At 43.0% G+C, this 10,499-nt stretch carries 12 protein-coding genes, 1 other RNA gene and 1 pseudogene; 10 read left to right on the top strand and 4 right to left on the bottom strand.

The window, feature by feature from the left end:
* The first annotated feature begins 376 nt into the window (after positions 1 to 376).
* Entirely contained in the window at positions 377 to 595 is a 219-nt protein-coding gene (locus tag IQ246_RS26435; RefSeq protein ID WP_194006267.1) for a hypothetical protein, read from the top strand.
* Positions 596 to 1,044: 449 nt separating this feature from the next.
* On the opposite strand, the gene IQ246_RS26430 is transcribed toward IQ246_RS26435, so the two are convergent.
* Positions 1,045 to 2,127 carry a class I fructose-bisphosphate aldolase gene (locus tag IQ246_RS26430; RefSeq protein ID WP_194006266.1) on the bottom strand — a complete coding sequence of 361 codons (1,083 nt, stop codon included), beginning with the start codon at positions 2,125 to 2,127 and terminating at the stop codon, positions 1,045 to 1,047.
* A 64-nt stretch (positions 2,128 to 2,191) separates the two neighbouring features.
* Between IQ246_RS26430 and IQ246_RS31390 the strand changes: the two genes are divergently transcribed.
* The 8 genes from IQ246_RS31390 to queF all read left to right on the top strand — a co-directional run bounded on the left by IQ246_RS31390 (position 2,192) and on the right by queF (position 5,437).
* Positions 2,192 to 2,560, top strand: a complete 369-nt coding sequence (locus IQ246_RS31390) for a VapE domain-containing protein (RefSeq protein ID WP_194006265.1) — start codon at positions 2,192 to 2,194, stop codon at positions 2,558 to 2,560.
* Complete coding sequence (locus IQ246_RS26420) at positions 2,443 to 2,694, top strand: hypothetical protein (protein ID WP_194006269.1); 252 nt, start codon at positions 2,443 to 2,445, stop codon at positions 2,692 to 2,694. The genes IQ246_RS31390 and IQ246_RS26420 overlap by 118 nt, the downstream gene beginning before the upstream one ends.
* 144 nt (positions 2,695 to 2,838) lie before the next feature.
* On the top strand, positions 2,839 to 3,420 hold the full coding sequence (locus IQ246_RS26415) for a hypothetical protein (RefSeq protein WP_244142167.1): 582 nt from the start codon (positions 2,839 to 2,841) through the stop codon (positions 3,418 to 3,420).
* Between the two features lie 77 nt (positions 3,421 to 3,497).
* Positions 3,498 to 3,764, top strand: a complete 267-nt coding sequence (locus IQ246_RS26410; protein ID WP_194006268.1) for a YciI family protein — start codon at positions 3,498 to 3,500, stop codon at positions 3,762 to 3,764.
* 37 nt (positions 3,765 to 3,801) lie between these two features.
* Positions 3,802 to 3,898, top strand: an RNA gene (gene ffs, locus IQ246_RS26405) — signal recognition particle sRNA small type.
* A 25-nt stretch (positions 3,899 to 3,923) separates the two neighbouring features.
* Positions 3,924 to 4,307, top strand: coding sequence for a phasin family protein (locus tag IQ246_RS26400; protein ID WP_194006264.1), 384 nt, complete (start codon positions 3,924 to 3,926; stop codon positions 4,305 to 4,307).
* A gap of 169 nt (positions 4,308 to 4,476) precedes the next feature.
* Positions 4,477 to 4,872: a hypothetical protein gene (locus IQ246_RS26395; protein WP_194006263.1), complete on the top strand. Its 396-nt coding sequence runs from the start codon at positions 4,477 to 4,479 to the stop codon at positions 4,870 to 4,872.
* A 139-nt stretch (positions 4,873 to 5,011) separates the two neighbouring features.
* Complete coding sequence (gene queF, locus IQ246_RS26390; protein WP_194006262.1) at positions 5,012 to 5,437, top strand: preQ(1) synthase; 426 nt, start codon at positions 5,012 to 5,014, stop codon at positions 5,435 to 5,437.
* 4 nt (positions 5,438 to 5,441) lie between these two features.
* Here queF and pstS read toward each other — a convergent pair whose 3' ends face one another.
* The 3 genes from pstS to IQ246_RS26375 all read right to left on the bottom strand — a co-directional run bounded on the left by pstS (position 5,442) and on the right by IQ246_RS26375 (position 8,833).
* Positions 5,442 to 6,518 carry a phosphate ABC transporter substrate-binding protein PstS gene (pstS, locus tag IQ246_RS26385; protein ID WP_194006261.1) on the bottom strand — a complete coding sequence of 359 codons (1,077 nt, stop codon included), beginning with the start codon at positions 6,516 to 6,518 and terminating at the stop codon, positions 5,442 to 5,444.
* Positions 6,519 to 6,697: 179 nt separating this feature from the next.
* A complete protein-coding gene (locus IQ246_RS26380) occupies positions 6,698 to 8,089 on the bottom strand; it encodes a cytochrome c biogenesis protein (protein WP_194006260.1) in 1,392 nt (463 codons plus the stop codon).
* A 3-nt stretch (positions 8,090 to 8,092) separates the two neighbouring features.
* Positions 8,093 to 8,833: a cytochrome c biogenesis protein CcdA gene (locus tag IQ246_RS26375; RefSeq protein WP_194006259.1), complete on the bottom strand. Its 741-nt coding sequence runs from the start codon at positions 8,831 to 8,833 to the stop codon at positions 8,093 to 8,095.
* Positions 8,834 to 9,380: 547 nt separating this feature from the next.
* Between IQ246_RS26375 and IQ246_RS26370 the strand changes: the two are divergent.
* Positions 9,381 to 10,499, top strand: a pseudogene (locus IQ246_RS26370) (pyruvate:ferredoxin (flavodoxin) oxidoreductase); the annotation flags it as partial.

The following is a 10,499-nucleotide window of genomic DNA, read 5'->3' as shown; positions in this document are numbered from 1 at the left end:
GTCTGCTCAGTCCGCACCTTGGGGCAAATCGTGCCCAATTCACGATCGCGTTTGAGTAAATTTTGCACAAAACTTAGGGTGACACCAAAGTTTTTCGCCAGTTTTCGTTGGGAAATATCACCGCAGGTATAAGCATCAACAATTTTCTGGCGCAAGTCGAGAGAGTAGGGTTTCATACCGACCAGTTATCAGTACAATTGCTCTCTCCTAGTGTACTGCACTGGACTGATAACCGCTATAGCTACGGTGTGAAAATGTTTTTAACTAAAAGTTTTAGTCTTTTATTAGTGCGACAGTAGTGAGTTTCACATTATTTGAATAACTGTATTGAGTAGATTATGTATATGCAGCAACAAAGTTACAAAAAGGAGGATCTATGAACGATGAGAATAATCAAGAATTAATCAAAGCTGTAGACAAAGTAACAAGAGAAATTAAAAGAACAAACGAAAAAATAAATGCAATATTTATAGCTGGTATAGCTTTATTCGGCCTTACAATTACTTTACCTCACGATACATTTGGATTTATTTTAGGAGGCTTATTTTTAGCAGGTTCTAGCTATATTATGTTGTTCAGTGATAGAAAATTGTAATTCAATATTTCTACACTTTTGAACCTTGATTTTTAATAATGTTGCTATTCCAAAAACGGTGAACCTGGTATTTGTAGCGCCGAGATTTTGAAGCGATCGCGAACAAGTTGTGGTCAGCCAGATTTCTTACTGAGAAATGTTAGATAAAAATGAGAAATGGGGAATTGGGTGTTGGGCATTAGTTATTTTTTCTTGCTCCCTCTGCTCCTCATTTCCCTACTCCCTAAGAGGATGTTTGAAAAGTTCTCTTGTCGGTATCAAAAGTTCTAGATCCTCCTAAATCCCCCGATAAATTGGGGGACTTTGATTCTCGTAATGACAATTTATTGGGTCTACAAGGCTTGAAACCTTTGCAGATAGAACTTGTGTATACACCGTAGCGTTTATTGGGGGGTTAGGGGGGATCTCAAAGTGCCTAAAGTCACAGCGAAACTCTTTTCAAACAACCCCTAAGCTATGGTCACATCTGGCGACAAGTAAACATCTTGAATGGCGTGAAATAGTTTGACTCCTTCCTCAAACGGTCGCTGGAACGTCTTGCGCCCAGAGATTAATCCTGTTCCGCCAGCGCGTTTGTTAATCACAGCGGTGCGAACTGCTTCCGCAAAATCATTTTTACCAGTCGCTCCACCAGAGTTAATCAGTCCCGCACGTCCAGAGTAGCAATTCAGCACTTGGTAACGAGTTAAATCAATTGGGTGATCAGTTGTCAACTCTGTGTAAACGCGCTCATCAGTTTTGCCGTAACTTTTACCAGTGGCTTTGGCGACTGCACCATAACCATTGTTGCATTCAGGTAACTTTTGTTTGATGATATCAGCTTCAATTGTCACACCCAAGTGATTCGCCTGTCCGGAGAGGTCAGCAGCAACGTGATAATCTTTATCTTGTTTAAAAGCGTTATTACGCAGATAACACCAGAGAATAGTTACCAAACCAAGTTCATGGGCGCGTTTAAAAGCTTTGCTGATTTCCTGAATTTGTCTGGTAGATTGGTCTGAACCAAAGTAGATTGTCGCACCTACTGCTGCTGCACCCAAATTCCAAGCTTGTTCCACATCAGCAAACAATACTTGGTCAAATTGATTAGGAAAAGTCAACAGTTCGTTGTGATTTATTTTGGCAATAAAGGGGATTTTGTGGGCATATTTACGGGAAACACTGCCCAGAACTCCCAGAGTTGTGGCTACAGCATTGCACTCTGCTGCGATCGCCAGCTTGACAATGTTCTCTGGATCAAAGTAAATCGGATTTGGTGCAAAAGATGCACCTGCTGAGTGTTCAATGCCTTGGTCTACTGGTAAAATCGACAGATAGCCAGTATTAGCTAAACGACCAGTAGAATAAATTTGCTGGAGATTACGCAATACTTGGGGGTTGCGATCGCTAATTGTCCAAACTCGATCTACAAAGTCTGGCCCCGGCAAATGTAGTAAATCCTGAGAAACTTTTGCCTTGTAGGTGAGTAAGTCTTGTGCTTCTTTACCCAGTAAGGATTCAATATAATTAGGCACAGATAGCGTTGTAGTCATAGCGCTTTCCTCAAAACTTGAGCAAGTGACCTTGCCTTTAAGGTAGCATTTTGATTCAGTTTTTATGCTGGCTTCTCAAAAACAGGGGATGTACAAATCAACCTTCTTTCGGCTGTTGTTTGGTGACGACTGGTTTAGCGATCAGTTAGGGGATGCCAACGATAAGGACGAGAAACAGAAAATGCATAGATTCTGGGGTCTAGAGTGGGCTGAATTTGAACACGTTTATAAAAAGAAAGACGTCGCAACCCTAAAAAATTTCATTACATCTGTAGAGGATACTTTCCGCGCTCCCTATGACAGAGAGCCAATAATTTGCATGAGGTCAGCTGTCGTGTTCCAGGCAGAGGGACAATCGGGCTGCCTTTTACAGATTTGCAATCATGCCAAGAATCACCCAAGCACAATTTCAGTGTCAGAGACGAGGTGGTAATTTTGGTGGGCAAGCGTAAAGACTGCTTTGCAACCATTACTACCATTAGAGCCGATGGCATCTTTTTAAAAGCTGATAATGGCAAGGCGATAGCAAAAACTTACTTCCCTCATCAAATTGTTAAGACTGGCTGAGTGAGTGATGACAGATGAAGACAAGTGGATCAACGTTGATCCGCGTTCTGGGAAGCTGGTAATCAGGTTTAGGGTGAAAGGCTTCCCAAAACGTCAATTTTTTATCGCAAGTGGGCTTAAAGATACTAAGCGCCACGGGAGATTGTGCGGAGTCGCAGGGATGCGATCGCCACTGATATCGCTTTGCAGCGGTTTGATCCATCGCTCGACAGTTACCAATTCAGTCCCGTCAACAAAATTTCGGGGGTGGTGATTGAGGAGCGATCGCCAGCGTACAAAAAGATAAGTATCAACAAATCTTGTAACAAGTACAACATCTTAAAAAGCACTAAGAACAATCAAAAGCGAGTATTTACTACTACAAAAGGGTCGAGGTTACAAGAGCTTTTGTTGAGCCTTCGACCACAGGAGAAGTCAGGGCTGATTTTTTGCTCTAGAAGCGGGCTACCGATGACCTCAGATTTGTTCAAACCAGCTTGGACTGGCTATAGCAGCAAGCAAGGTGGAAAGACCTATCGCTACATGGGTGTGGTTCAAGAATTAGTAGCGCAAGGATTAGTACCTTACCTCAAGCCTTACGCCACAAGACACACTTTCGCCACCTGGGCGATCGCTCAAGGAGTGTCTGTGGTCAAAGTCGCCCTTTGGATCGGCGACACAGTAGAAACAGTTCTGCGTTTCTACTGTCACCCAAACGTGGTTGAAGCAGAATGCCCGGATTTTTGAAAAGCCCTACTCACTTGCTACTCAAAAATAGTAATAAATTGGGGAAGAAGTGTTGTGTAATGGGAGTTAACAAGCAAATGCCTTGGTTTGTGAAAATTGAAGAAGGCAAAGTCGATAAACCAACCTTTGACCAATACGTACCCGCCCATAAAGCTTATGTTCAGGATTTGATTGCCAAAGGACACAAGGCGCGAACGGGCTATTGGGCAGAACACAGAGGCGGTATGTTGCTATTTGAGGCAGCTTCAAGGGATGAGGCAGAAGCAATTGTAACTCTTGATCCATTGGTGCAAAACGGCTGCGTTGATTATCAGCTTTACGAATGGAAAATTGTAGCTGAATAAGACACACTTACGGAATTTTGGTGTTATACTTTAAGTAGACCTGGATCTATGCGACTTCAACGCCTAAACTTTGTCAGAACCGGAAGGTGGCAGCAATATGGGATGCTTGTGGTAGGCTTAGTCTCCGGGTCGCCCTATTTTTAGGAGTGCTCAGCAGCAATGCCTGGTTTTGGAGATATTGTTCAAAAAGCTTTTTACCTCGGTGTTGGGCTAGCTTCTTACGCAGGTGAGAAAGCAGGGGGAAAACTAGCCGAACTGCGATCGCAAGTCCAAAAACTGGCAGATGAAATGGTGGCAAAGGGCGAGATGAACACAGAAGAAGCTCGCCGCTTCGTTGAAGATATGATGAAGCAAGCCCAACAGTCTCAATCATCTAATGCAACCTCTGACAAAACTCCTCCTTCTGAACCTCGCCGCATCGAAATCTTAGAGGAAGATGAAGAACCAACTGTTAAAGAAGCATCAACTGAGAATGTAGATGACTTGCGTCGGCAAGTGTTAGAAATGCAAGACGAGTTAAAAAAACTGCAACGAGATCAGTAACCAAGAAAAAGCAATTTTTGACCTTGACCATCAGTAATTATCGGCACTTTGGCATAGCATCACATACAAAAACTTGATAATATTTACGTTGCTTAGGATCTACTCTAGTGCTTCAAGCCAGGTAGCACGAGATATCCTAACTTAATAAGCCAGTAAGGGCGTCAAGTCTATGGAACAATGGCAAAAAGATTTAATAGAAATCGTAGAAACAGTGGCTGATGAGGTAGAGCGCTTTTTCCTAGACATGGGTGAAGCGGTAGATACCTTTTTTGAGCTAACGGAAGAATTTACTGAACAAGTACAAAATACGATTGTCACCGAAGTTGACCAATATTTACAGGATTTGGCTGAACCCCTTTTAGAAGTTTATGAGGAAATGGAAGACTTACTGGCAGACGGAGATCCAGGTTTTCCCTATTCAGTTGAACCCACCTTAGAAAAAAACCCAGCCTGTATAGGTTGTAGTAATTATCACGGTAATGTGTATAGTGGTAACTTGTTAGTCTGCGCCATGCATCCTCATGGATGGGATGATAAGAACTGTCCAGATTGGGAGCAGGAGTAGATGGGGAGTGGAGGAGTGGAAGAGTGGAGGAGTGGGGGAGAGAATAACTAAATGACTCTTGACTCTTGACTCTTGACTCTTGACTCTTGACTCTTGTAGAGATGCAATCAAATGACTAATGACTAATGACAAACGACAAATGACAAACAACAATTTACCTGAAACTGTATCCCAGCCCAGCCAAGAAATGAAGTATGGCGAACGCGAAATTGCAGAAGGAAAACTAATTACATTTCCTAATCCGCGAGTGGGTAGACGATACGATATTAATATTACTTTGCCAGAATTTACTTGTAAATGTCCGTTTTCTGGCTATCCTGACTTTGCTACAATTTACATTACTTATGTGCCTGATGAGCGGGTGGTGGAATTGAAGGCGCTAAAGCTTTATATTAATAGTTACCGCGATCGCTACATTTCTCATGAAGAATCCGCCAATCAAATTCTTGATGATTTTGTTGCAGCTTGTGACCCTTTAGAAGTCACCGTGAAAACAGATTTCACCCCTCGCGGTAATGTGCATACTGTTGTCGAGGTGCGCCATCAGAAACAATCTAATCAATAGACTTCTATTCTGTAATCTTCTTGGCAGCAGATTGCGCTTGAATAACAACTTTTTTAGACAATGGAATATATCCGAGTTCTAAACTAGATTTTTGTCCTTCAATCAAAGCCCAGTTAACAAAGTTCTTTAGCGCTTGGGCTTTGATTGGGTTTTGATATTGACGATAAGTTAAAAGCCAAGTGTACGTAACGATAGGATAAGATTGAGCACCTGTAGGATCGGTAATAAAAGCAATCAAGTTATCGGCAGGTAATATCACTGACTCCAATGTTCTTGCTGCCGATTCTGGTGAGGGCGTAATATAATTACCAGATTTATTTTCCAAAGTAGCCACAGGTAGTTTATTTTGTGTAGCGTAAGCGTACTCCACATAGCCAATAGCTCCTGGAGTCTGTTGAACTAGAGCGGTAATACCTTCGTTACCATTTGCACCAATTCCTACAGGCCAGTCTACAGATTTCCCAGCCCCAACTTTGCTTTTCCACTGTGGACTTATAGTACTTAGGTGTTGCGTTAACACGCCTGTAGTACCACTACCATCGGTTCGATGTATAACCTGAATTGGTAGATTGGGTAAATTTATCCCTGGATTAATTACAGCTATTTTAGAATTATTCCAATTGGTAATTTTTCCGAGAAAGATATCTGTATAGACTTGGCGTGAAAGCTTTAGCACAATTGGTTTCTTGAATTGAGCCGACTTTGTAACTCCCATAAGATTGTAAGCCAGAACTATAGAACCAGCCGTTAAGGGCAAAGTAATTACTCCGCGTTTTATTTTGGCTGCTTGTTCATTTGCAATTCCCACATCACTAGCTGCAAAGTCTACAGTACCTTCAATGAGCTGTTGTACTCCAGCGCTGCTCCCTATGGCTTGATAGTTAATTTTGACATTGGGATTTTGCTGGTTGTAATCTGAAAGCCAGCGTTCGTACAAAGGTGCGGGAAAACTTGCGCCAGCACCAATCAGGGAAACCTTCTTTGTGTTTTTATTATCAGCAGTGCAAGAGGCAAGACTCAACCCAAAAGCGATTAGGGGCAGAAAACCAACTAGTCGCTTAAATTGAAGTTGAGCAGACATACAAATCTTTATTTCCAATTTTTAATTAAAAATATCTGGTGATTCCCCAATTTGTAGCCGTGGGAGTAGCGTCACTAAATTATAGAACGAGAGAAACGCCAATGTACAGAGTTATTAAAATTTTTACCAACTCCTAAATTTTGCGTACCGTCCGCGTGAACCTCTGCGCCTCTTGGCGTTTAAACTTCAATCGCTATGGCTTTCTCTTTACTCTCTGGTTGTGAACTCAGCCGATCTAAAATGTCTAAAACCTCGCGTTCAAAAGCAACCTGAGCACGGTTAGTTTTGCCACCAACAAATAAGCGATCGCCTTTTTGCAATGCCCAAATTTGGGAATGGGAAAAGTAACTCATCACCACACCCAGCATTAGCAAGCCAAACCCAGTATAAACAATAGGTATGCCTGGATCAGCTTTAATTTGTAAGCCCGTGCTACCAATTACATCCAGAATCTTTAGCGTCACCCCATTAACTTCGGTGGACATTCCAGTACGTACAGTATTAACCAGCTTACCAGTGGCATCGTAAATTAATACCATACCTTGCAAGTCTTTAGCTAACAAGGAAACACCTGCACTCAAATCCGGTTTAGTAGGAATCCAAGTTCCCCAGATCCGCCCGTTACCGTTGGTGTTCAATTGTGCCATTGGTAGCTGAAAAATGGGACTGTTGTTAATGCGGACGCGAACAGCTGAAATTCCCCAATCTGTTTGATAAAAAGTTACGCCATGATAACGCAGAGGTTGGTTGACAAAAATCTTTTTGTGGTCAACTTCCTGCCCCTGATTATTCAAGACAGACATATCTGAGTAAAATTGGTCAATACCGCCAGATGGAGTATAGTCAATCCAAAAACGATTGACTCGCACAGACCAATCTTTCGGAACTTGGGCTGCTGCTAAAGGCCCAGCATCTATAATGTTTTTCACTTGAAATGTATCGCCACTAGCAACCCTTTCCTGGGCAATAAATCCGGTCATCGCTCCCCAAATACCACCTAGCAGAATAGCCACAATGCCCACATGAACGATGATTGGGCCGATGCGTCCGACTATTCCCTTGCGAGCATAAAGAATATTGTCTTTTTCTTGAAAAATCTTATAGCGACGATTCTGCAATAATGGAGTTAAGGAATTCAGGGAAATATTATCTAGTTCTGCACTCAAAGCTAATTTTTGAAATTGTCGTGGTTCTTCATAATATTTCCAACGACGAGCGGCTTTTAAAGCTGGTAACTGGCGGGTAAAAGTGCAAGCAGTTAGGCTTGTACCAAACAAAATAAGTAATGCCAGAAACCACCAGGTACGATATACGTGGTCTAACCCAACTACCTGAATCACCTTCCAAGACAAAAAACCAAACAAGGCTGGATGTTCTGGGTAGTTAGACTGGTAGAATGCGGGTGATTGTCCTTGCTCAATTACAGTACCGCTGATACTGAAGAGGGCGATTAACAAAAACAGTGCGATCGCCAATCGTAAATTGGTCAGTATAGGCAAAAACTCTTGTCGCAAGTATCGCCCAGGTATTGACCACCACCTTGATTTTGTAGTTGAATTTTCTAAAGTCATTGTTTAAAAACTGTCAAGGGGAATTCGAGAAATTAAAGAAAATACACCAAATCCTACCAACAACGCCCCGCTGACTGGATTAATCCAACCAGACCAACGACGCAATTCCAGCAGCTTTTTAATTGAAGCAGTAAAAGTACCTGCCAAAATCAATGGTGCTACATACCCTGCTGTGTAGGAAAGTAATAAAACAGCACCTAAAATTAAATCTTGTGTATTCGCAATCCAACCCAGTAAGCTAGCTAAAACTGGTGTGCTACAAGGGGATGCAACTAAGCCGAAAGTCAACCCAATGGCATAAGAACGTACTCCTGACGGTAAATCTGCCGAAATCCAATTCGTTTCGCCCAAAGATGGAAATTGCAGAGGTAATGCTTCTAGTAAATTCAATCCCATGAGAATGGCGATGACGCTAACGATAATCGGCAAACCAATTCCCACCTGACCGTAAACTTTTCCGACAAAAGCTGCTATGATACCTAGCCCTGCTAGTGTAGTTGCCAATCCCAATGCAAACCACGTTGATTGTACAGCTGCTTCTAGACGGCTTTTTGCTTCGTAACCGCCAATGTAGCCAATGGTAATTGGCAGCATGGAAAGCATACAAGGTGTGAGGCTAGTGAGCAAGCCAGCTGCAAAAATGATGCCAATGCTTACCAGGCTCAGATGCGTCAGTTGGTTAGAAACGAGGCCATTGGCAAATTGTTCTAATTGATAAAGTTGGGTTTGCAGAGTCTCCAGCATGGGTATTGTTAAGCGGGAAATGCTTGATCTGCTTGAATTGTAGCTTACTTTGCACTGTTAGATAACCCCAGTTGCGGGTTATATGACTCCGGTTGATTTACACCCGGAGATTTAGGCGATACCTGCGGCGGGCTACGCCAGTGGAGTCGTGATGATTTTGGGATTTCTCAAGTTAATATTCAGCCAAAGAGATTATAAAAGCCCGACCCTATACCCCACAATCAATATTAAATCTCTTGCAACTCTGCTCAATTAATAGCTTCAGCAATTGAGTACATGATTAATATCTATGAATAAATATGATATGTGCGGTGAGATAATCATATACGAAGTATTTATTGAGAGATAAATTAATAGCCTCAAGCCATCAAGAAAATCAATTAAGAATTAATTTTAGATTCTAATCTAAAAGATAGAATACACCAACTAACTGGCTCTGGTTATTTCTAACTCTTCACTTCACAGGTTTTCTTCATGCAGTTGAGAAAATCAAGCGATGCCTAGGTTGGGCTACGCCTACGCTACAAACAGAGACAGGGAAAACATCATGAACAAAGCGTTTGCAACCATCGACGGGAATGAAGCTGTTGCCCGTGTTGCTTATAAATTAAATGAGGTAATTGCCATTTATCCTATCACCCCCTCTTCAGCAATGGGTGAATGGGCGGATGCTTGGTCAGCCGAAGGTCGTCCCAACCTCTGGGGAACAATTCCCAGCGTCGTTCAAATGCAGAGCGAGGGAGGAGCCGCTGGTGCGGTGCATGGAGCATTGCAAACGGGTTCCCTGAGTACTACCTTTACAGCATCTCAGGGGCTATTGTTGATGATACCCAACCTCTACAAAATTGCTGGCGAATTGACCAGTGCCGTCATCCACGTTGCAGCTCGCTCCTTGGCTACCCATGCTTTATCAATTTTCGGTGATCATAGTGATGTGATGGCAGCTCGTGCCACTGGTTTTGCTCTGCTGTGTTCTGCTTCAGTGCAGGAAAGTCAAGATTTTGCCTTAATCGCCCACGCAGCCACCTTAGAGGCGCGAGTCCCGTTTATGCACTTCTTTGATGGCTTCCGTACATCACATGAAGTGCAGAAAGTCAAACTACTTTCAGATAGCGAATTGCGATCGCTAATTCCTGATCAGCTAGTACTCGCCCACCGCGATCGCTGTCTTACCCCAGACCGCCCAACGTTGCGAGGTACAGCCCAAAACCCCGATGTTTACTTCCAAGCCCGTGAAGGCGCTAACCCTTACTACAACGCCTGTCCCGAAATCGTCCAGCGGCTCATGGATCAATTTGGCGATCGCACAGGTAGGTATTATCAAATCTATGAGTATTATGGGGCAGATGATGCTGATCGCGTCATCGTAATTATGGGTTCAGGTTGCGAAACAGTACACGAAACCGTTGATTACCTCAACGCCCGTGGTGAAAAAGTTGGTGTAGTAAAAGTGCGACTTTATCGCCCCTTTGATGTCCAACAGTTTGTTGCAGCTTTACCAGCTAGTGTAAAAGCGATCGCTGTTCTTGACCGCACCAAAGAACCAGGTAGCGCCGGGGAGCCATTGTATTTGGATATAGTGGCTGCTATTCATGAGGCGTGGGGAGAAAAGAGTGGGGGAGTAAAAGAGTGGGGGAGTGGGAAAAATTCCCCCCCTCTCCCCTTC

Origin of the sequence: aff. Roholtiella sp. LEGE 12411, from assembly GCF_015206995.1 — a bacterium.
GTDB lineage: Bacteria > Cyanobacteriota > Cyanobacteriia > Cyanobacteriales > Nostocaceae > Komarekiella.
Note: the sequence above shows the minus strand (reverse complement) of the source record. Positions and strands in the feature narration are given on the sequence as shown.

What these genes read in the sequence shown, in the direction of transcription:
- IQ246_RS26430 (WP_194006266.1), bottom strand. Translation starts at nt 2,127, where the DNA reads ATGACTACAACGCTATCTGTGCCTAATTATATTGAATCCTTACTGGGT.
- IQ246_RS26395 (WP_194006263.1), top strand. Translation starts at nt 4,477, where the DNA reads ATGGAACAATGGCAAAAAGATTTAATAGAAATCGTAGAAACAGTGGCT.
- IQ246_RS26380 (WP_194006260.1), bottom strand. Translation starts at nt 8,089, where the DNA reads ATGACTTTAGAAAATTCAACTACAAAATCAAGGTGGTGGTCAATACCT.
- IQ246_RS26375 (WP_194006259.1), bottom strand. Translation starts at nt 8,833, where the DNA reads ATGCTGGAGACTCTGCAAACCCAACTTTATCAATTAGAACAATTTGCC.
- IQ246_RS26400 (WP_194006264.1), top strand. Translation starts at nt 3,924, where the DNA reads ATGCCTGGTTTTGGAGATATTGTTCAAAAAGCTTTTTACCTCGGTGTT.
- IQ246_RS31390 (WP_194006265.1), top strand. Translation starts at nt 2,192, where the DNA reads ATGCTGGCTTCTCAAAAACAGGGGATGTACAAATCAACCTTCTTTCGG.
- queF (WP_194006262.1), top strand. Translation starts at nt 5,012, where the DNA reads ATGACAAACAACAATTTACCTGAAACTGTATCCCAGCCCAGCCAAGAA.
- pstS (WP_194006261.1), bottom strand. Translation starts at nt 6,518, where the DNA reads ATGTCTGCTCAACTTCAATTTAAGCGACTAGTTGGTTTTCTGCCCCTA.
- IQ246_RS26410 (WP_194006268.1), top strand. Translation starts at nt 3,498, where the DNA reads ATGCCTTGGTTTGTGAAAATTGAAGAAGGCAAAGTCGATAAACCAACC.
- IQ246_RS26435 (WP_194006267.1), top strand. Translation starts at nt 377, where the DNA reads ATGAACGATGAGAATAATCAAGAATTAATCAAAGCTGTAGACAAAGTA.